18 protein-coding genes and 1 pseudogene are annotated in these 19,704 nt (G+C 64.0%); 4 read left to right on the top strand and 15 right to left on the bottom strand.

Annotation, left to right across the window (positions count from 1 at the left end; all coding sequences use genetic code 11):
* Positions 1-11: 11 nt before the first annotated feature.
* The 12 genes and pseudogenes from NKH37_RS10485 to NKH37_RS10540 all read right to left on the bottom strand — a co-directional run bounded on the left by NKH37_RS10485 (position 12) and on the right by NKH37_RS10540 (position 11,867).
* Positions 12-266, bottom strand: coding sequence for a cytochrome C oxidase subunit IV family protein (locus tag NKH37_RS10485; RefSeq protein WP_352791025.1), 255 nt, complete (start codon positions 264-266; stop codon positions 12-14).
* Positions 263-901, bottom strand: coding sequence for a cytochrome c oxidase subunit 3 (locus NKH37_RS10490; protein WP_353005760.1), 639 nt, complete (start codon positions 899-901; stop codon positions 263-265). Before NKH37_RS10490 ends, NKH37_RS10485 begins: the two co-directional genes overlap by 4 nt.
* The gene (ctaD, locus tag NKH37_RS10495) at positions 898-2,535 is read right to left on the bottom strand and encodes a cytochrome c oxidase subunit I (protein WP_352481434.1); all 1,638 of its coding nucleotides are present in this window, start codon (positions 2,533-2,535) and stop codon (positions 898-900) included. Before ctaD ends, NKH37_RS10490 begins: the two co-directional genes overlap by 4 nt.
* Positions 2,532-3,503 carry a cytochrome c oxidase subunit II gene (gene coxB / locus NKH37_RS10500; protein ID WP_353005759.1) on the bottom strand — a complete coding sequence of 324 codons (972 nt, stop codon included), beginning with the start codon at positions 3,501-3,503 and terminating at the stop codon, positions 2,532-2,534. Before coxB ends, ctaD begins: the two co-directional genes overlap by 4 nt.
* The gene (locus tag NKH37_RS10505) at positions 3,500-4,252 is read right to left on the bottom strand and encodes an SCO family protein (RefSeq protein ID WP_352856082.1); all 753 of its coding nucleotides are present in this window, start codon (positions 4,250-4,252) and stop codon (positions 3,500-3,502) included. Before NKH37_RS10505 ends, coxB begins: the two co-directional genes overlap by 4 nt.
* A complete protein-coding gene (locus tag NKH37_RS10510; RefSeq protein ID WP_023720528.1) occupies positions 4,249-4,701 on the bottom strand; it encodes a hypothetical protein in 453 nt (150 codons plus the stop codon). Before NKH37_RS10510 ends, NKH37_RS10505 begins: the two co-directional genes overlap by 4 nt.
* Positions 4,694-5,830 (bottom strand): hypothetical protein, encoded by a 1,137-nt coding sequence (locus tag NKH37_RS10515; protein ID WP_352481432.1) that lies wholly within the window; start codon positions 5,828-5,830, stop codon positions 4,694-4,696. Before NKH37_RS10515 ends, NKH37_RS10510 begins: the two co-directional genes overlap by 8 nt.
* Positions 5,827-6,360, bottom strand: coding sequence for a c-type cytochrome (locus NKH37_RS10520; RefSeq protein ID WP_352481518.1), 534 nt, complete (start codon positions 6,358-6,360; stop codon positions 5,827-5,829). Before NKH37_RS10520 ends, NKH37_RS10515 begins: the two co-directional genes overlap by 4 nt.
* 2 nt (positions 6,361-6,362) lie before the next feature.
* Positions 6,363-6,890: a DUF3341 domain-containing protein gene (locus NKH37_RS10525; protein WP_352481431.1), complete on the bottom strand. Its 528-nt coding sequence runs from the start codon at positions 6,888-6,890 to the stop codon at positions 6,363-6,365.
* 190 nt (positions 6,891-7,080) lie between these two features.
* Positions 7,081-8,283, bottom strand: a pseudogene (gene nrfD / locus NKH37_RS10530) (NrfD/PsrC family molybdoenzyme membrane anchor subunit); the annotation flags it as partial.
* On the bottom strand, positions 8,246-11,227 hold the full coding sequence (locus NKH37_RS10535; protein ID WP_353007322.1) for a TAT-variant-translocated molybdopterin oxidoreductase: 2,982 nt from the start codon (positions 11,225-11,227) through the stop codon (positions 8,246-8,248). The gene NKH37_RS10535 and the pseudogene nrfD, both read right to left, overlap by 38 nt.
* Positions 11,211-11,867 (bottom strand): cytochrome c3 family protein, encoded by a 657-nt coding sequence (locus NKH37_RS10540; protein ID WP_023720534.1) that lies wholly within the window; start codon positions 11,865-11,867, stop codon positions 11,211-11,213. Before NKH37_RS10540 ends, NKH37_RS10535 begins: the two co-directional genes overlap by 17 nt.
* A 249-nt stretch (positions 11,868-12,116) precedes the next feature.
* On the opposite strand from NKH37_RS10540, the gene NKH37_RS10545 reads away from it, so the two are divergent.
* The 3 genes from NKH37_RS10545 (at position 12,117) to NKH37_RS10555 (ending at position 15,107) form a co-directional block, all read left to right on the top strand.
* Entirely contained in the window at positions 12,117-12,353 is a 237-nt protein-coding gene (locus NKH37_RS10545) for an FAD-dependent monooxygenase family protein (protein ID WP_352548013.1), read from the top strand.
* Positions 12,354-12,415: 62 nt separating this feature from the next.
* Positions 12,416-13,387 (top strand): SDR family oxidoreductase, encoded by a 972-nt coding sequence (locus tag NKH37_RS10550; RefSeq protein WP_352481428.1) that lies wholly within the window; start codon positions 12,416-12,418, stop codon positions 13,385-13,387.
* Between the two features lie 4 nt (positions 13,388-13,391).
* A complete protein-coding gene (locus tag NKH37_RS10555; RefSeq protein ID WP_353007319.1) occupies positions 13,392-15,107 on the top strand; it encodes an HAD family hydrolase in 1,716 nt (571 codons plus the stop codon).
* Between the two features lie 47 nt (positions 15,108-15,154).
* Here the strand turns inward: NKH37_RS10555 and NKH37_RS10560 are convergent, their stop codons facing one another.
* The 3 genes from NKH37_RS10560 to NKH37_RS10570 are packed head-to-tail and all read right to left on the bottom strand — an operon-like array spanning position 15,155 to position 19,076.
* Positions 15,155-17,434 (bottom strand): xanthine dehydrogenase family protein molybdopterin-binding subunit, encoded by a 2,280-nt coding sequence (locus NKH37_RS10560; protein WP_353007317.1) that lies wholly within the window; start codon positions 17,432-17,434, stop codon positions 15,155-15,157.
* A gap of 3 nt (positions 17,435-17,437) precedes the next feature.
* A complete protein-coding gene (locus NKH37_RS10565; protein ID WP_353007315.1) occupies positions 17,438-18,460 on the bottom strand; it encodes an FAD binding domain-containing protein in 1,023 nt (340 codons plus the stop codon).
* Between the two features lies 1 nt (position 18,461).
* On the bottom strand, positions 18,462-19,076 hold the full coding sequence (locus NKH37_RS10570; protein WP_353007313.1) for a (2Fe-2S)-binding protein: 615 nt from the start codon (positions 19,074-19,076) through the stop codon (positions 18,462-18,464).
* Between the two features lie 176 nt (positions 19,077-19,252).
* On the opposite strand from NKH37_RS10570, the gene NKH37_RS10575 reads away from it, so the two are divergent.
* Entirely contained in the window at positions 19,253-19,696 is a 444-nt protein-coding gene (locus tag NKH37_RS10575) for a PPC domain-containing DNA-binding protein (RefSeq protein WP_353007311.1), read from the top strand.
* The last annotated feature ends 8 nt before the right edge of the window (positions 19,697-19,704 follow it).

Raw genomic sequence — 19,704 nt, forward strand, 5'->3', positions numbered from 1 at the left:
GCCGCTTCGGCCTATTGTCCGATCAGCGTCAGCCCGAACAGGATCATCAGCCAAAGCCCGGCAGCAGCGACCGCAAGACGCGGCAGGACGCCGGCGCTGGGCAGATGCATGAACAGGATGGCGATGACGGCAGCCTTGGCCGCGGCGATCGTCAGGTTGAGTGCCGAATTGAAGGCGCCAAGCGCCAGGAAGGACGAGCCGACAGTCAGGGCCAGCAAGGCCAGAAGCCCGACATAGGCAAGCGTGAGTTTGCGGAACTCGCTCATCTGTTGATCAGATAGAGGACGGGGAACAGGAAGACCCAGACGATATCGACGAAATGCCAATAGAGGCCGATTGCCTGCACGCGGCGGAACCGGCTGGCCTCGATCGTGCGCGGCCACAGAGCGAGGATGCCGCCGATGACGATTACGCCGCAAATCAGATGCAAGGCATGCAGTGAGGTCATCGCGAAATAGAGGCCGAAGAAGAATTCGGCATGGACAGGATCCGGGCCCTTATAGATGAAAGGCGCGCCGAGCACCGGCGCCAGCCCTTCGCCGAATTCCCTGGCGTACTCCGTCGCCTTGATCGCCAGGAAGACGACGCCGAGCAGCGCCGTCGCAGCCAATGCCCGGCCGGCGGCGCGCCATCGCCGCGCGGCCGTGTACATATGGGCGAGCGCCATGGCGAAACTGCTGGTGATCAGGACGACGGTATTGGCCGTGCCCAGTGGCAGCGACAGATGCTTCGCCGCGCCGGCGAAGGCGTCGTCATAACTCAACCGGGCAAACATGAAGACGAGCAGGATGGCGCCGAACAGCATCGCCTCGGAGCCGATGAACACCCACATGGCAAAGCTGGCGGCTGCCGTTTCGCGAGCCGGCCGGTCGAAGGCGATGCTTGTGATCGGTGACTTCAAACCAGATCCTCCACCGGGTCCGACCGTTTCTCGGTCAGGCCTTTCATCGGATAATCGTAGGCTGGCCTGGTGACGGTCGGCATGCGATCGAAATTATGCGCCGGAGGCGGCGAGCTTGTTTGCCATTCGAGCCCGGTGGCTCGCCATGGATTATCCGGCGCCCGCGCGCCTCGAAACAGCGACCACGCCAAATAGAGGAGCGGCATCAGATAGCCGATCGCCAGCACCACGGCGCCTGCCGACGACAGGATGTGCCAGAAAGCGAATTCCGGCGGATAGGTATGGTAGCGCCGCGGCATGCCCAAAAAGCCGAGCACATATTGCGGAAAAAAGGTCAGGTTGAAGCCGATGAAGGTCACAGCCGCGGCTATACGGCCCCAAATCTCCGAATACATGCGGCCGGTGAGCTTCGGCCACCAGAAATGCAGCCCGGCCATGTAGGCGGTCACCATGCCGCCGACCATGATGTAGTGGAAATGGGCGACGACGAAATAGGTGTCGTGAACGTGGACGTCGACGGCGAGGGCGGCAAGGAAAAGGCCGGCCAGCCCGCCAAAAGTGAATAGCGCCAGGAAGAACAGGGCATAAAGCATCGGCGTCTCGAAGCTGATTTCGCCCTTGCGCAGCGTCAGGCTCCAGTTGAACACCTTTATCGCCGATGGGATCGCGACGCAGAAGGACAGGAACGAAAACACCACGCCGGCATAGGCCGACTGCCCGCTGACGAACATGTGGTGGCCCCAGACGAGAAAGCCGAAGACGGCGATCGCCATTGAAGCCAGGGCGACGGCCTTGTAGCCGAACAGTGGCCGGCGGCTGAAGCACGGCAGCACTTCCGAGACCACCCCCATGCCCGGCAGGATCATGATGTAGACGGCGGGGTGCGAGTAGAACCAGAACAGATGCTGGAACAACAGCGGATCGCCGCCGAGGTCGGGATTGAAGATGCCGATGCCGAAGACGCGCTCCAGCACGATGAGGATCAGCGATGCTGCAAGCACCGGCGTTGCCAGCACCATCACCAGGCTGGTGGCGTACAGCGTCCAGACGAAGATCGGCAGCCGGAACCAGGTGAGGCCGGGCGCCCGCAAGGTGTGGACGGTAACGATGAAATTGATGCCGGTCATGATTGTCGAAAAGCCGACGATGAAAACGCCAAATGCCGCGGTCGAGACAAAGCCGTTGGCATAGAGCGTCGACAGCGGCGTGTAGAAGGTCCAGCCGGTGTCGACGCCGCCCAAAAGCACCGAGGCGAGCGCGAACAGGCTGCCGAACATGAAGACATACCAGCTGGCCAGGTTGAGGCGGGGAAAGGCAAGATCGCGCGCGCCGATCATCAGCGGCAACAGGAAATTGCCGAGCGTCGCCGGGATCGACGGCACCAGAAAGAACCATACCATGATGATGCCGTGCAGCGAAAACAGCCGGTTGTAGACATCGTCGGAGACCAGGTCGCCGGCCGGCGTCGCAAGCTCGATGCGCATCAGCACGGCAAACGCACCGCCGAGGAAGAAGAAGGCCGTCAGCGAGACGAGATAGAGCCACGCTACCCGTTTGTGGTCGGTTGTCAGCAGCCAGGCGCGCGGCCAGGCACCCTCACTGAGATAGTTTGCCGGCGCCAAATCGCGATTCATTGCGGCGCCTCGCTGTTTGCCGCCGGGAACGAGGGAAATTGGAACGAAAGCGACTTGAGATAGGCCATCAGCATCTGCAACTCGGCTTCATCGACCAGACCGTCGAAGCTCGGCATCACCGGCTGGTAGCCGGCGGCGATTTCCTTGTTCGGGACAAGGATCGAATCGCGCAGATAGCGTTCGTCGGCGATGACCGTCTGCCGGTTCGCCAGCGCCACCGGCCGGCCGAAAATCCCATCGAGGCCGGGCGCCCGCACCTTACTGGAATTGCCATGACAGCCGGAGCAGCCGAGCGCGCGGAACAGTTTCCCGCCGCTCGCGGCGAGGCTTTCGCCTTCATCTTGGCTGCCCAGCCACGACGCATATTGCTCCGGAGCCTGCACCGTTACCCAGCCGCCCATTTCGGAATGCTGGGTGCCGCAATATTCGGCGCAGAACAGATGGTAGCGGCCCGGTTCGGTGGCAATGAACCAGACGTTGGTGGTGCGTCCCGGCACCGCATCCTGCTTCACCCGAAAGGCCGGCACATAGAAGGAGTGGATGACGTCCTGCGATGCCAGCGACACCACCACCGCCTTGCCGACCGGCACGTGCAGCTCGTTGATCTCACGCTGGCCGCCGGAATGGCGGAACTCCCACATCCATTGCTTGCCGAGGCCGGCGATCTCGATAGCGTCCGGCGGCGGATGGTCGCGCCGCACAAACAGGACTGCGCCCCAGCCGAAGAAGATGAAGGCCATCACCAGGCTGGCAATGCTCCATGTCATCTCCAGCGGCAGGCTGCGGGCACGCGCTCCGGTACGGTCGGCGGCGGAGCCGACGCGATATTTGACGGCGTAGCCGACCACGAGAACGGTCAGGAACAGGCCGAGCGCGGCCGCGAAGGCCAGCAATGTATAGAACAACGCATCGATGCTGCTTGCGATCGACGAGGCTTCCGGCGGGAAAAACCGGATACCGAAGCTCACGCCCGCCTCCTGCGCGCCAGCTGCAGTATGGCCGTCGCCAACCCCACCACCATCACGATGCTGGCGAGCTTCAAGGCAGCCCAAATCGCCGGCGTATATTGCCCCTTAGAGGTATCGAAGCCGGCGCAGAGCAGGAAGGCATGATCGGCGATCGAGCCGAGCTTGCCGGAAGATGCCTCGACAAGGGCAAGCTTAAGATCGCGCGGCGTGAAGCTCAGCGCCGGCAGCACCTGCGCTATCCGGCCTTTCGGCGTCAGCGCGATGACGGCGATCGGATGGGCGAACTGGTCGATCCTGGCGCGTGTGTCGAAGCTGATGCCAGCCTCCGCCGCAAGGGCGGCACCGGCGCCGTCGGCACTGGTCAGGAACCGCCATGCCGACAGGTTCCTCGCGTCGGCCACAGCGGCGACGGTGGTTTGCGCATCGCTCGCATCACCGGCCGCGTCGGCGGCATCGATCGAGACGAACAAAGCGCGATAGGTTTCGGGATCGAGCGACGTCTTTTTCAAATCCGAAGCGACCGCCTGTTGGGTCACACCACAAAGGTTCGGGCATTTGTCATAGCCGAAAATCAGCAGCGCCGGCCGGCCCGCAAGCGTTTGGCCGATCGTGCGCTGCACGCCGGATGCATCACGAAACACCCGGTCGAGGCTGAGCTGTGCGCCGATCTCGGGATCGAAGGCCGGGCGTGCGACGGCTGAGGCGGGCAGCACCACGAGGAGGGAAAAAGCGGTTAGCCAAGCCTTCACGGCCGGCCTCCCTGGCCTGGCGCGGTCCGGCAGCGAGCGGCCTGTGGCGCGCGTGGTATCTCGGCCTCGACCAATCCGCAGTCGGCGCCGGCGGCCGCCGGCGGCTGCCCCCAGTTCGGCAAACCGTGGCTGACGATCGCCCACATGGCGTCCTCGATCGGAATGCGAGCAATGCCGGCGGTGCGGTCGACCCAGCCGACTTTGTTCAGTGCCTGCTCCTCCGCCTTGCGGAAGGCGGCTAGGTCGTCTTCCGGAAAGCGCTGCAAGGCGGGACTGGCTCGGTTGCCGGCCGACGATGGCCCCGGCAGCGGCCACAACGGTCTGGTGTCGAAGACGAGCCCGAGGACGATGGCTGATGCCGCCAGGAACAGCAGCAAGCCGGCCGCGAAGGCAAGCAGCGCGCCCGGCCAGATATCGCGCGTTTCGGGATGGCGGGCCGCCCTAGCCATGCGCCGGCCCCCGGCGCCAGAAGCCGATACCGTCCGGCCGGCCAAGCACGAAAAGCAGCAGCGCAAGCCAGAGGCCGCCGGCTCCTGCCAGCGCGGCAAGGTCGCACCAGAACGCTGTCACACCGCCACCGGCAAGCGGCGGTCTGATCCGCCACAGGACATCGACATAATGGCCGGCCAGCACGATGCCGCAGATCGACAGAAGGCCGGCATGGCTGCGCTTTAGATCCCGGCTGAGCAACCCGGCAAAGGGGATCGCGAATTGCAGCGCAATCAGCAGCCAGAGCAGATATTGCCAGCCATTGCTGCTGCGAATGAGGTACCAGCGGATCTCGTTCGGCAGGTCGCCGCCCCAGGTCACCAGCCATTGCATGAACGACAGGTAGGCCCATAGCAGCACGAAGCCGAACAGCATGTTGGCCAAATCCTCGCTCAGCGCGACATCCTCCTCGCCGCCCGGCATGACCTCGATCGAGCGGTTCGCACACAGCACCGTCATTGCCAGAGCGTAAGCGCCGACGACTTCGGCGGATGCTTCCAGCAGCGCATAGATCGTCGAGGAGAACTCCGGCTCGAGCGAGAGCATCCAGTCGATGGCAAAGATCGTCACCGTCAGCCCATGCGCAATCAATCCAGCGGCATAGGCCTTGCCGCGGCCGGCGCTGCCGCGGCCGCTATCGGTCGTTGTCCAGTCGAGCACGCGCCACGCCAGCACCAGCCAGATCGCAGCGCAGGCGGCAAAGCGCAACAAAAAGAACGGAACGTTCAGATAAGAGAATTTCAGGCGCACCGTCTCGGGCAATGCAGCCGCGTCGGCACTCGCCCAGGGAAAGACCAGGTCGAGCCTGGGCAGAACCGGCAGCAGCAGAAGCAGCGCCAGCGGCAGCGTCGTGACCAAGCCGCGTAGCGGCTGGCGGATTGCCTCGCCCCAGCGGCCACCGGTCAGCCCATGCACCATCAGGATGGTCAGCGCACCGAGCGGCAGGCCGAGCAGGAACAGCGCCGCAGGCAGCCAGCCGGCCAACATGGCTCTGAGGTCGAAGGCCAATCCCGCGGCGCAAAGCACAAGTCCGGCGGCGGCCACGGCAAGCGCCGGCAAAATCAAACGTTCGGTGGCAAGCCGCATCATCGATCTGGCTCCGCATTGAGCTCGGCGCGGAGGCTTTCCGGCAGTTCGGCAATTGGCGCCTCGCGCGAATATTGCAGGGCGCGGATATAGGCGACGATCGCCCAGCGGTCGGCAGGCGGGACGCGCGCCGCGTAGGAAAACATGGCGCCATAGCCGTAGCTGATGACCTCATAGAAATGCCTGTCACTCGCCTTGCGCAGCGCGTCCTGATGATAGGTGGGCGGCGCTGGAAAGCCACGCTCGACGACCATGCCGTGGCCGTCGCCGGTGCGGCCGTGGCAAGGCGAACAGAAGATGTCGAAGCGCTGCCGGCCTCGCCGCAGCAGCGTCATGGTGACCGGATAGGGAAACGTGTCCGGCACCGGCGAAAGATCGGCATCGCGTGCGACCGTGTCCTCGGCCGGCGCCCGCGCCGACATGCCGTTGGCGAACTGGTTGCTCTTTTCGAGCGGATCGTAGCGCGGCTGGTCCTCCATGTCCTGCCGGCAGCCGGCGAGCAGCAAGGCTGCCGCCAGCAGACTCGTGCGCATGTTCACGCCTCCACCTCCTCGACGGTTTCGGCGCCAAGCCGGGTCAGCTGGCCCTTGGTCACGCCCTTGCGGAACTTCGGATCGGCGGCTTCGACGAGCAGGTAGAACTTGCCGCCGCGCGCGTAGGTGAAGCTCGTGGCATTGAAGACCGGGTGGTAATATTCGGGCAGGCGATTGGCGGCCAGCCCGCCGAAGAATGCGGCCAGCGCGGCGCCAAGTATCGCCGCCTCGAAGGCAATGACGAGAAAGGCCGGCCAGGAATGCAGCGGCCGGCCGCCGACATTGAGCGGATAGTCGATCTCGACCGAATAGAGGATCAGCCCGTAGACAAACACCGCGCCAGCGATGGCGCCGCCAAGGATGGCCCACGGCAAGCGCGTTTTGCGCATGCCGAGCATCTCGGCCAACCCACGCACATGGAATGGCGAGAACGCGTCCATGCGCCGGTAGCCACGCGCCCGCATGGTGCGGACCGCCTCGGTCAGCGCTTCCGGATCGGCGAAAGCCGCGATGACGCCGTAAAGGCTCATCCTGTGCTGCCCTCTCCCCGGCCAGCTTCTCGACCTCGAAGATGGTGATGGCCGGCAGGATGCGGATGAACAGGAAGACCAATGCGAAGAAGGTGCCGATCGAGCCGAACAGGATGCCGAAGTCGAGCCACCTCAATGACTGCTCGCCCCAGGACGACGGCAGGTAATCGCGGCTTGGCCCGGTGACGACGATGACATAGCGCTCGATCCACATGCCGACGTTGATGATGAGTGCAATGGCGAACAGCCCCGGCATGTTGAGGCGCACCCGTCGGAACCAGAGCAATTGCAAAACTGCGCCGTTGCAGGCGAGCATGGCCCAGAACAGCGGCGCATAAGGTCCGAAGGCGCGCTGCCACATCATCGTGCGCTCGTAGATCTCGCCCGAATACCAGGCGAAGAAGGCCTCGGACGCGTAGCCATAGATGACGATCATGCCGGCGGCGATCATCAGCTTGGCGGCATTGTCCATGTGCCGCAGCGTGATCAGATCCTGGACCGAAAACGCCCAGCGCAGCGGGATGGCGATGGTGAGCACCATGGCGAAGCCGGACAGCAGCGCTCCGGCAACGAAATAGGGAGGAAAGATCGTCGAGTGGAAGCCCGGCGTGATGGCGAAGGTGAAGTCGAGCGAGACGATCGAATGCACCGAGACGACCAGCGGCGTGGCCAGTGCCGCCATCAGGAAATAGACCGTCTGATAGCGCGCCCAATGAAAGGCCGAACCGCGCCAGCCGATTGCCAGTATGCCGTAGAACAGCTGCGCCGGGCGCGATTTCGCTCGGTCGCGCAGGACGGCGAGATCGGGCAGCAGGCCCATATACCAGAACATCAGCGAAACGCTGGCATAAGTGGCGATCGCCGCGAAATCCCAGACCAGCGGACTGCGCCATTGCGGCCAGTGCATATGGGTGTTGGGCAGCGGCAGCAACCAGTAGAAGAACCACGGGCGGCCGAGATGCAGGATCGGGAAAAGCCCGGCCATTGCAACGGCAAACAGCGTCATCGCCTCGGCAAAGCGATTGATCGAGGCGCGCCACGGCTGGCGCAGAAGCAGGAGCACGGCCGAGATCAGCGTGCCGGCATGGCCGATGCCGATCCACCAGACGAAATTGCCGATCATCGTGCCCCAGACGACGGGGACGTTGATGCCGTAGGCGCCAACGCCGACCGAGATCAGATAGGTGACCGAATAGAGGAAGATGAGGACGAAGACGAAGCAGGAAAAAAAAGCTGCCCAGAAATAGCGCGGCAGCCTGCCGTCGAGAACGATCGCACTGATACGGCCGCTGATCTCCGGAAGGTCGTGGCTGCCACGCAGAACGGGCAATGCGCCCGGTTTTGCAGCAAAAGCCTCAGCCATCGGCTTTCCCGCCTGACGAGAGACGGCCATTGATATTTTTGATCTTGCCGAGATAGGTGGTGCGCGGTCGCGTATTCAGCTCCTCGAGCAAGGCATAGTGATGCGGTGCCGCTTTTTCCTGCGCCACCCTGGCGCCCTTGCTGTTGAGATCGCCGAAGACGATCGCCTGCGTCGGGCAGGCCTGCTGGCAGGCGGTCACCACCTCGCCGTCGGCGATGGCGCGGTTTTCGATCTGAGCCTTGATGCGCTTTTCGGAAATGCGCTGGACGCAGTAGGTGCATTTCTCCATCACGCCGCGCGAACGGACGCTGACGTCTGGATTGTGCACGGCCTGTTCAGGTCCCGCCGCATCCTTGTCGAATTCCTGGAAGTCCAGGAAGTTGAAGCGCCGCACCTTGTAGGGGCAGTTCTGCGAGCAGTAGCGCGTGCCGATGCAACGGTTATAGACCTGCGCGTTGAGCCCGTCATGGGTGTGGGTGGTGGCGTTGACCGGACAGACGACCTCGCACGGCGCCTTCTCGCAATGCATGCAAGGCACCGGCTGGAAAAAGACCTCGGGATCGTCGAGTGGGCCGGAATAGTAGCGGTCGATCCGCAGCCAATGCATCTCATGGCCGAGTGCCGACTCGTCCGGCCCGACGGTGGCGATGTTGTTTTCCGCCTGGCAAGCAGAAACACAGGCCATGCAGCCGATGCATGCCGACTGATCGATCGACATGGCCCAGGCTTCCTGGCTGTATTGCCAGTCAGGATAGAGCGACTCGCTTGGCGTCGGCGGCACGCCGTCGCGCACGAAGTGCGGATCTTTGCGAAAGGCATCGAGCGAGGCATGGCGAACGATCGCCCTGCCCTCCATCGCCTGGTGGTGTTGTGTGGTGATGACCCGTGCGCTGCTGTCGCGCGGCGTGATCATGGCGCCATAGACGATCCAGGGAGCCTCAGGGCTTCGCAGCCTGTACGCGTCGTGGCCGTCAGCGAGTGCTGCCACCGAACCGAGCTTCCGGCCGAAACCCAGAGCAAGCGTCACGGTGTCGTCGGGATGGCCAGGCATGATCCAGACCGGCGCATCGATGTCCATGCCGTTCGAGGCGATGTTGACGACCCGGCCGTTTTCCACCTGAAACCGTCCTGATGTCGCCGGCGACATCAGGGCTGCGTTGCCCCAGACGATCTTGCTCAGCCGCCGCGGCAGCTCCTGCAGCCAGGACGAATTGGCATTGCGTCCATCGCGCAGCCAGGGATCGGCAACGAAACGGATTTCGACGCCTTTTGCCGCTTCGATGCGCGGCTTCAGGCCGCGCAAATCCGCAGGCATTGCAACATCGACTGGACTGCTGGCACTGCCGGATACAAAGCCGTCGCGAAGCGCCTTTCGCCACGCCGGATCGTCCAGTGCTTGCGCCCAAGTCGTTTGTGCCCATGTCCTACGGACGAGCGGCAGCGCAGAAACAGCTAATTCACCGCCAAGCACGGCCAGGAGTTCATGCACCGTCCGCCCCTCGTAAAGCGGCCTGATCAGCGGCTGCACGATCGACGCGGTTCCGTCATGGGCGCGCAGGTCACTCCAGCTCTCGAGATCATGCGCAGCAGGGATATGCCAGTGTGCGACGAAGGCGGTTTCGTCGCGGTAGAGACCCCAGTGGACAAGAAGCTTCAGCTGCGAAAACACGTCGTGGACATCAAGTCCCGCAGGCGCAGTGTGGAGAGGATTGGCGCCAAGTATGACAACGGTGTCGATGTCCCGCCCGGCGATCGCCCGGCAAAGACGCGCGAGGTCGCCCTCGATGGGCATCGCGTCGGGCGGCTCGATCAGTTCCACGGTGTTGCCAAGCGCACCAAGCCGCGCATTCATGGCAAGAGCGGCGGCATGGACGAACGGCGTTTGATGGGCGCCCGGCACGATCAGCGCCGAGCGGCCGGCCGCCTTCAGGTCGTTCGCGGCGGCAGCCAGCCAGGTCGGGTCCAATGCCAAGGCGCTTGGCGCCGCTTCGCCGCCAAGCACGGCGCTCAGCGCCGCTGCGACGGTTTCGACCTCGCTCGGCCGCACCGGCCGGCGATGATCGGCGGCAGCGCCGGTGATCGTCGGCGTCGACTCCACCGCATAGAGCCGGCTCATCGTATCGTCCGCCCGGCGCACGCGGCGTCTTGCAGCGAAATCACGGGCGTAGGCGAGACGACCGGGGCCCTCGCCCAGGAAATCCGCGTCGAGACTGAAAATCACCTCGGCGCGATCAAACCGGCAGACCGGTGCAAGCGCCCTGCCGAACAGGGCCTGTGTGGCTTCGGTGCCGGACAGCGTCGCCAGGGGATCGTGCCGGAACAGCCTCAGCCTGGGATAGCGCGCGCGCAGCGCCTCGAGCTGCGCCTTCATGGTGGACGAGGTCGTTGCTTCGATCAGCAGCGCCGTGCCAGCTCCAGCGAGCCGCGAGGTGAGCTCGGCCATGTCGGCAAGGAAGTCGTCATAGGCTGCGGGTTCGCCATGCTTCAGCGGCATGCGCGAGCGATCGGGATCGAACAGCGACAGCACCGCCGCCTGCATGACAGCGTCCGTCGCGCCGCGCGAGGCCGGATGGTCGGGATTGCCTTCCACCTTGGTCGGCCGGCCCTCATGGCTTTCGACCACCGCACCGATGCCGTAGCCGTCGCTCGACAGCGTGGTCGCGTAATAAAGCGGCCGGCCGGGAACGATGTTTTCCGGCTGGCGGATATAAGGCAGGATGTCTTCGGCCCGGCTGCAGGCGGCAAGCCCGGCCAGCGACAGCGATGCACCCATCAGCTTCAGCAGCGTGCGCCGGTCGAGCCGCGCCGGGATGCGCTCGGCGATCGAAGGAAATTCGGCATCGACGAAGCGGCGGAATTCCGGTGTATCGGCGAGTTCGTCGAGGCTCCGCCACAGCTCCGGACCAGGCGAAAGCCGTTCGCGCAGGCCGGCCATGTCTGGAGCCGCAATCGGCTTGTCAGCGGTGGCAGACATAACAGTCGGTCATGGTCTCGGGGTGGATATCGAGAAGGCTGATGAGCGACCGGCGGATTTCGGCGATGCCGGCCGGCGGCTTCCAGTGCATCAGGAACACGTCCTGCGGCGGACGCAAATTGGGCTCGGGATCGCGATGGCATCCCAGGCACCATTCCATCGACAGCGCGTGCGCCCGCCGTATCAGCGGCATGTCGTCGACCTCGCCATGGCACGTCTCGCAGGCGACGCCTTTGGCGATATGGATCGAATGATTGAAATAGACGAAGTCGGGCACACTGTTCACCCGCTGCCACTGCAATGGCTGCCCGGAGGCAAGGCTCGCCCGTACCGGCGCCAGCATGTCCGCGTTGGTGAAGAGCTGCGAATGGCAGGTCATGCACACCTCCGTCGCCGGCAGACCAGCCGATGACGAAGTCTCGACGCCGCTATGGCAATAACGGCAATCGAGGCCGAGCTCGCCGACATGGTGCCTGTGGCTGAACGGCACTGGTTGCGCCAACGGCCGGCCAACGCCGGTGACGAAGTCCGAACGCAGGATGGCGGTACCGCCGAGAGCCGCAAAGATGGCCATGAAACACGCGCCCCACAGAGCGAAGCGTGAAATGCCGTTGGCGCTCCTTGAAAAGACCTGCGGCATCCCCTCGCCGATTTCACATCCAGCAACCGTATCCACCCCCCCAAAGCCCCTAACTGCGGCTGCGTGGGTAAGTTCCGGCCGGGGCAGCGGAGATCACAGAATGGTTACCCCGCCCTGGCCCATCGGGTCGGGCTGACCGGAAACCATCGAACACTCCATGCGTTCGGATGAGGTCACGTTTCGTTTCACCCGGACAACCATCATGACCATCCCCGACCTCCATCCCATTCGCCGCTGGGCGCGCGCGGCATGAATCTCGCCGCATCATTCGCCAGGCGTTTCGTCGAAGGCACGCTGGCCGGCTACACAAGCGAACGCCACCCGATAGGGCGACGGTGGATCACCCTCAGCGAGCGCATCCTGTCAATGGCCCGGTCGGACAATGGCATCATGCAAAGCTTCAGGAACGCGGCCTTCAGCGTCGTCGGCCATCTACCGCGGCTGCAACGGCCGCTGCTGGAGCGGGTCGCCGGGCTGAAGGAATGAAGTGGTCGCATAAACCTTTTCGCCGGACGTGCGTTGTTGGGTTTCAAGCCAGGGAGATGACCATGCAGATGAAATCGGAAATCGCCGGCGAGGCCGCCAAGCAACGGCACATCCAGCGCCGTATCGACGAGAAGGACAAGTCCAAGTCCAAGGGCAAGCCAAAAGGCGCCATGCAGGCCGGTGCCCGCAAATATCCCGAGCCGCCCTTCCCCGAACAGCACCAGCCGAAGCCGGGGCATGAATGGGCGATCGAGCCGGCGCCGCTTTACGATGCGCCATTTTATATCGGATCGAAAAAGCTCGACGGCAAAGTGGCCGTCATTACCGGCGGCGATTCAGGCATCGGCCGCGCGGTGGCCGTGCTCTATGCACGTGAAGGCGCCGATGTGGCGATCGTCTATCTGTCGGAGGACAAGGACGCCGAAGAGACCAAAAGGGCCGTCGAAACCGAAGGCCGGCGATGCATCCTGATCAAGGCCGATGTCAGCGAACGCGGCCACTGCCACAACGCGGTGGCTGAGATCGTGCAGCAGTTTGGGCGGATCGACGTGCTGGTCAACAACGCCGCTTTCCAGGTCCATTCCAGCGATTTCAGCGAGCTGACCGAGGAGCATTTCGACACCACGCTGAAGACCAACCTCTACGGCTATTTCCACATGGCGCAGGAGGCCGTTCCGCACATGAAACCCGGTTCGGCGATCATCAACACCGGTTCAGTGACCGGCATCGAGGGATCGAAGCAACTGGTCGATTACTCCATGACCAAGGGCGGCATTCATGCCTTCACCCGCGCGCTCTCGGGCAACCTTGTCGACAAGGGCATAAGGGTCAACGCCGTGGCACCAGGCCCGGTTTGGACGCCGCTCAACCCCTCGGACAAGGAAGCCGGCGATGTTTCGAAATTTGGCGCCGACACACCGATGAAACGACCGGCACAACCGGAAGAGATCGCGCCAGCGTATGTGTTCCTCGCCTCGCCGCACTGCTCGAGCTACATCACCGGCGAGATATTGCCAATCGTCGGCGGCTACTGACGACATGTATTTCATAGCCTTGGCCACCGACTACGACGGCACGCTGGCGCATGAAGGGATTGTCGCCGAAAAGACACTTGCGGCGCTTCAACGCTTCAAGAAGAGCGGCCGCAAGCTCATTCTCGTCACCGGGCGCGAGCTGCCCGACCTGAAACGCGTCTTTCCCGAAGTCGCGATCTTCGACAAGGTGGTCGCGGAAAACGGGGCGCTGATCTACACGCCGGCCAGCGAGGAGGAGCGGACGATATCTCCGCCGCCCGCCCCCGAGTTCATCGCCAAACTCAGGAAACACGGTGTCAAACCGCTTTCGGTCGGACGCTCGATCGTCGCCACCTGGGAACCGCATCAGGTTACCGCGCTCGAGGTCATCAAGAAATTGGGGCTGGAGCTGGAAATCATCTTCAACAAGGGCGCGGTGATGATCCTGCCCAGCGGCATCAACAAGGCGACCGGGCTGACAGCCGCGCTTCAGGACCTCAGATTGTCGCCGCACAACGTCGTCGGTGTCGGCGACGCCGAAAACGACCACGCCTTCCTGCGCGCCTGCGGCTTCAGCGTCGCCGTCGACAACGCACTGCCGGCAGTCAAGGATACGGCGGATCTCGTGACACGAGGCGCGCGCGGAAAAGGCGTCGAGGAACTGATCGCCAAGGTGGTCGAGCGCGATCGCGAGCTTGTGCCAAGCCGCGATGGCATTCTGCTTGGCTCGGACGATGGCAAGGAGGTGTATCTGTCGCCAACCGATACGGTGCTGATCGCCGGCAGCTCGGGCATCGGCAAATCGACCTTGGCGACCGCATTGACGGAGCGTTTTGTCGAGAGAAAGTTCCAGTTCTGCATCTTCGATCCGGAAGGCGACTACGATGGCCTCGAGGGCGCCGTCCGGCTGGGCGACGGCTCGAACGCGCCGACGAAGACGCAGTTGCTCGATCTCCTGGAGAAGCCGGACAACAATCTGGTCGTCAACGGCCTGGCGCTGCGCGTCAACGAGCGGCCGGACTTCTTTGCCGACCTGCTGCCGGGCCTTGGCGGTGTTCGCTTCCGCACCGCGCGACCACACTGGCTGATCATCGACGAAGCGCATCACCTCTTGCCGAAGCGGCGCGACGACACGCCAATGGTTCTGGCGATGGAATTGCCGGGCACGATCCTGATCACCGTTCATCCGGATGCGATCTCAACCGAAGCATTGCGGCTGGTCACCGCCGTCATCGCACTCGGCCCCAAGGCGAAAAAGGTCGTCAAGACATTCTGTCGCGAGACCGGCACCGAACCGCCAAAGGACAAGGATCTGAGCTCTCCAAAAGACGAGCACGTGTTGTTCTGGCGGCCGCAGGCGCACAAGAAACCTTGCACGGTCGAGCCGATCGAGCCGCGGCAGTCGCTCAAGCGCCATAGCCGCAAATATGCCGAGGGCCAGCTCGACGAGAAGGGCAGCTTCTATTTCCGCGGCCCCGACCATGCGATGAACCTGCGCGCCCATAATCTGATGATTTTCGCCCAGATCGCCGAGGGCATTGACGACAAGACTTGGGAACATCATTTGCGCGCCGGCGACTATTCCAAATGGTTTCGCCACCAGATCAGGGATAAGGAGCTGGCGCGCGAAACCGCCGAAGCGGAGAAAGACGACACACTTTCGGCGCAGGAGAGCCGCAACCACGTCCTGGACGCAGTGCGCCGCCGCTATACCGCGCCCGCCACCGCGCCGAAGGAATAGATGCAAACTGCGCCTAGCCGGTCCGAAGCCGGGCTGAGTTGGAGAGGTCAGACGATCAGGTGATCGATCCTGATCGGCAGGTCGCGAATGCGCTTGCCGGTGGCGTGGTAGACCGCGCTCGCGACCGCCGCGGCGGTCCCGACATTGCCGAGTTCGCCCAAACCCTTGACGCCGGCCGGGTTCACCTCGTGGTCAATCTCCGGAACCAGTATCACTTCCAGCTGCTTCACGTCGGCGTTGACCGGCACGAGATAGTCCTGCAGGTCGCGATTGACGTAGCGCGCATGACGCTTGTCGATTTCCGTCGCCTCGTGCAAGGCTTGGCCGATGCCCCAGATCATGCCGCCCATCAGCTGGCTGCGAGCGGTGCGGGTGTTCATGATGCGCCCGGCGGCAAAGGCGCCGACGATGCGCGGGACGCGGATCTCGCGCGTATGGCTGTTGATGCGCACCTCGACGAATTCCGCGCCAAAGGCGTATTTCACCGAATCCTTGTCCTGGTCGCCGCCGTGGAACTCCGATTGCCCGGCATAGAGCTTCTTCAGCGCCTCCGGTGACGATCCCTTTGGCGCGAATTCGGCATATTCCTCGATCGCACCGATCTGCATCGTCTTGAAAACATCCGACAGCTTGGCCGATTTGCCGTTGTCCGCGACGATTTTCTCTTGGCTCATTTCAAGCTTGGCGTTGCCGGACCCGGCCAGCGGCCCGGCTTCGGCGACGGCCGCGGCGAAAAGCTGTGCGCGGACGGCATCGCAGGCCTTCAGCACCGCCGAGCACACGCTTGCCGTCGAAATCGACCCGCCGGACACCGGTGCCGGCGGCAAGGCGCTGTCGCCCATTTCGACGCTGACCTTGTCCATTTCTATCCCGAGCCGTTCGGCTGCCATCTGCGCTGCCACCGTGCGCACGCCGGTGCCGATCTCATGCGAGCCGCATTGGACGCGAACCTCGCCGTCAGTGGTCAGGCGGACGCGGGCGGCGCATGGCGCAGCCGCCGTCGGATAGATTGCGGTGGCGCAGCCCATGCCGACCAGCCAGTCGCCGTCACGCATCGAGCCAACCGCGGCCTCGCGCTTGGACCAGCCGAAGGCCTCGGCGGCCTGGTCGTAGCATTTCACGAGCGAGCGGCTGGAGAAGGGCTTGCCGCCGATCGGCTCCTTCTGCGGCTCGTTGACGCGGCGGAACTCGACCGGGTCCATGCCGAGCGCCACCGCCATCTCGTCCATGGCATTTTCCAGCGCATAGACATAGGGCGTCTCCGGCGGCGAACGCATGTAGCCAGGCGTATTGCGGTCGGCATGCACCAGCGAGACGTGGGTCAGCACCGAGCCGTAATCGTACATGCGTCCGGTGGCCGAAGTGCCACCGACGACATAGGGATCGGGCCGCGACGTGACTTCCCAGCCTTCGTGTGCAAAGGCGGTGATGCGGCCGTCCTGGTTTGCGCCGATGCGGATGCGGTGCCGGGTCTCCGCCCTATAGGTCTGCGTGCCGTACGCCTGAATGCGGCTGACGACGCAGCGCACCGGCCGGCCGACGCGGCGGGCCGCAACGGCAACGATCGCCGTGCGGGCCGTCATCGGCCCCTTGGAGCCGAAAGCGCCGCCGACATAGGGACTGACGATCCGCACATTGCCCGGATCGATCTTCAACTGCCGGGCGAGCTCGGCCTTCCAGCCGGTGACGTTCTGGCTTGGTTCGTAGACCGTAAGCTGATCGCCCTGCCAGACCGCCGTCGTCGAGAACAGCTCGATCGGGTTGTGGTGCTGGGTCGGCGTCGAATAGTTCTCGTCGATCTTCACTGCGGCTGCGGCATAGGCAGCATCGAAGTCGCCGGCTTTGACGTCCTCCTTGAACAACGGACTCTTGCCGGCGGCCGGCTCCATCTCCGTTCCCCTGGAATCGAAGCCGGCGCTGGGCGTCTCTTCGGCGTAGTCGGCGCGGATCAGCGCCGCGGCTTCCTCGGCCGCCTCGAATGTTTCAGCCACCACCAGCGCGATGATCTGGCCGTCGTGGAAAATGGCCTTGTCATGCAGCGGCGCGATCGAACTTGCACCGGTGTTGCCGAATTTCGGCTTGTCGATGCCGTCCATGTCGCCGACGCTGACGATATCGAGAACGCCGGGCACCTTACGCGCCCTTTCGAGCCGGACGGCGGTGATGCTGCCCTTGGCGATGCTGCTGGTAGCAAGTGCGCCATAGGCCATATTGGCGGTTGGAAGATCGGCCGAATAGCCGGCCTGTCCGGTGACCTTCAGGCGGGCATCGATGCGCGGAACGGGATTTCCCATGTTCTCTTTCGGCGCGGGAGCAGCTTGGTTCATGGGTCAGACCTTCATGTCGCGCGTTTCGAGCAGTGCCCGCACAAGCGTGCGCTTGCCGAGCGGTATCTTGAACGCATTGTGTTCGCGCGGTTTCGCCTCGGCGAACGCGGCTTCGGCGGCAGCTTCGGCCGCCTCATCGTCGAGTGCCTTGCCGCTCAGTGCTTCCTCGGCCGCCTTGGCCCGCCATGGCACGGTTGCCACGCCGCCGAGCGCAATGCGCGCCTGGCTGACGGTGTCGCCGTCCATATCCAGAGCCACGGCCGCCGAGGCCAGCGCGAACGCATAGGACTCGCGGTCGCGGATCTTCAGGTAGCGTGAGCGGCGGCTCCAGGCGCCAAGCGGCACCTCGATGGCCGTGATCACCTCGTCGGAGGCCAGTTCGGTCTCAACGTTGGGCGTATCTCCCGGCAGGCGATGTAGCCTCGAAAACGCTATCTTGCGCATACCGCGCCTTGCCTCCACCTCGACCGTCGCGCCGAGCGCGATCAGCGCTTGGGCGAAATCGCCGTGGTAGGTGGCGATGCAGGCGTTGCTGGTGCCAAGGACCGCATGTTGCCGGTTGAAGCCTTCCATGGCCGCGCAGCCGGAGCCCGGCTCGCGCTTGTTGCATGGCCAGGAGGTCTCGCGAAAATACTCGCACCGCGTCCGCTGCAGCACATTGCCGGCCAGGCTCGCCATGTTGCGGATCTGGCCGCTGGCGGCGAACTTCAGGCTTTCGGCAAGCATCGGGCAACGGCGCTTGATCTCGCCTGTGTCAGCAGCCTCGCCCATGCGGACCAGCGCGCCGAAGCGGATGCTGTCGTCGCCGACCTCGATCTGCCGCAGGGCCCTGTCACCGAGACCATTGAGATCGACCAGCCGTTCCGGCCGGGCCACGCCAAGCTTCATGTAGTCGGCCAGATTGGTGCCGCCGGCGATGAATTGCGCGGCGGCCTCGGTCGGCGGAACACCCTCTGCGGCAAAACGGGAAGCAATGGCGGCCGCCGCGGACACGCTGGCCGGTCTCTCGTAAACGAAGGGGCGCATCTCAGGCTTTCCTTGTTTCGTCCCGGGCCTGCATGATGGCCGCGACTATGTTGGGGTAGGCAGCGCAGCGGCAGAGATTACCGCTCATATACTCGCGGATATCGTCCTCGGAGCCGGCATGGCCTTCGTTGATGCAACCGATGGCGGACATGATCTGGCCGGGCGTGCAGTACCCGCATTGGAAGGCGTCATTGTCGATGAAGGCCTGCTGCATCGGATGCAGATTGCCGTCGGCGGAAGCGAGCCCTTCCACCGTGGTGATCTCATGGCCCTTGTTCATCACGACGAAGCTCAGGCACGACAGCACCCGCTTGCCGTCGACAAGAACGGTGCAGGCCCCGCACTGGCCGTGATCGCAGCCTTTCTTCGTGCCCGTCAGGCCGACATGGTCGCGCAGCGCGTCGAGCAGGCTGGTGCGATTGTCGAGGGCGAGATTGTAGGGCTGCTTGTTGATGCGCAGTGAAATCGCCGACAGATCGCGCGGCTCGGCCGAAGCGGCAGGTTGCGGGGCGGCGGCTTTTGCCGACGTGGCCATGAGCGGCCCTGCCGCAGCCGCCGAAACGGATCCGGTCATGAAACTGCGTCGGCTCAGGCTGGCAAGGGGGGGTTCGGACATGGCTGGCTCCCGGCTGGCTGGGTCTCAAGCCGGCCGAACCAGTCACGCAAGGCAAGGTTCCTCCGCCTCACGTGGCTGTGATCCTATGTTCATCCGAACCGTGCCGGGGAACTCTCGAGCCGGCTTGCCGTTCAACCCCGATCGGACAGAACCGAAATGGCGTCTGGAGCGAGATCATGAAGTCACAGATTGTTGCCGAAAGCGCCGGCCAAAGAACGTTCGTCGTTGTGCTTGATCCCGGCGAAGAGGCGTTTGCGCAGCTGGCCTCGTTTGCGGCCGACCACGGCGTTGGCAGCGCGTCGCTGACCGCGCTCGGCGCTTTCGAAAGGGCAACTGTCGGCTGGTTCGACCCTAGGGAAAGGACCTACCGGAAAATTCCCATCCGGGAACAGTGCGAGGTGCTGAGCGCGATTGGCGATGTTGCCATCGGCGACGACGGCAAGCCCAGCCTGCACGTCCATGCCGTGCTCGGATTGAGCGACGGCAGCACAAGGGGCGGCCATCTGCTGGACGCCATCGTTCGCCCGACGCTCGAGGTCACGCTGGTGGAAACGCCTGGACATCTGCGCCGCAGGCACCGTCCCGAACTCGGTGTCGCGTTGATCGACCTGGAGGCTTGATCCGAGCC

The sequence above is a fragment of the Mesorhizobium sp. M1217 genome, from assembly GCF_040318275.1.
In the GTDB taxonomy this organism is placed as follows: Bacteria; Pseudomonadota; Alphaproteobacteria; order Rhizobiales; family Rhizobiaceae; genus Mesorhizobium.

Bases quoted from the DNA above. Each gene is read 5' to 3' on its own strand.
- NKH37_RS10485 (WP_352791025.1), bottom strand. From the start codon at position 266: ATGAGCGAGTTCCGCAAACTCACGCTTGCCTATGTCGGGCTTCTGGCC.
- ctaD (WP_352481434.1), bottom strand. From the start codon at position 2,535: ATGAATCGCGATTTGGCGCCGGCAAACTATCTCAGTGAGGGTGCCTGG.
- NKH37_RS10510 (WP_023720528.1), bottom strand. From the start codon at position 4,701: ATGGCTAGGGCGGCCCGCCATCCCGAAACGCGCGATATCTGGCCGGGC.
- NKH37_RS10515 (WP_352481432.1), bottom strand. From the start codon at position 5,830: ATGATGCGGCTTGCCACCGAACGTTTGATTTTGCCGGCGCTTGCCGTG.
- NKH37_RS10520 (WP_352481518.1), bottom strand. From the start codon at position 6,360: ATGCGCACGAGTCTGCTGGCGGCAGCCTTGCTGCTCGCCGGCTGCCGG.
- NKH37_RS10525 (WP_352481431.1), bottom strand. From the start codon at position 6,890: ATGAGCCTTTACGGCGTCATCGCGGCTTTCGCCGATCCGGAAGCGCTG.
- NKH37_RS10535 (WP_353007322.1), bottom strand. From the start codon at position 11,227: ATGTCTGCCACCGCTGACAAGCCGATTGCGGCTCCAGACATGGCCGGC.
- NKH37_RS10540 (WP_023720534.1), bottom strand. From the start codon at position 11,867: ATGCCGCAGGTCTTTTCAAGGAGCGCCAACGGCATTTCACGCTTCGCT.
- NKH37_RS10545 (WP_352548013.1), top strand. From the start codon at position 12,117: ATGAATCTCGCCGCATCATTCGCCAGGCGTTTCGTCGAAGGCACGCTG.
- NKH37_RS10550 (WP_352481428.1), top strand. From the start codon at position 12,416: ATGCAGATGAAATCGGAAATCGCCGGCGAGGCCGCCAAGCAACGGCAC.
- NKH37_RS10555 (WP_353007319.1), top strand. From the start codon at position 13,392: ATGTATTTCATAGCCTTGGCCACCGACTACGACGGCACGCTGGCGCAT.
- NKH37_RS10560 (WP_353007317.1), bottom strand. From the start codon at position 17,434: ATGAACCAAGCTGCTCCCGCGCCGAAAGAGAACATGGGAAATCCCGTT.
- NKH37_RS10565 (WP_353007315.1), bottom strand. From the start codon at position 18,460: ATGCGCCCCTTCGTTTACGAGAGACCGGCCAGCGTGTCCGCGGCGGCC.
- NKH37_RS10570 (WP_353007313.1), bottom strand. From the start codon at position 19,076: ATGTCCGAACCCCCCCTTGCCAGCCTGAGCCGACGCAGTTTCATGACC.
- NKH37_RS10575 (WP_353007311.1), top strand. From the start codon at position 19,253: ATGAAGTCACAGATTGTTGCCGAAAGCGCCGGCCAAAGAACGTTCGTC.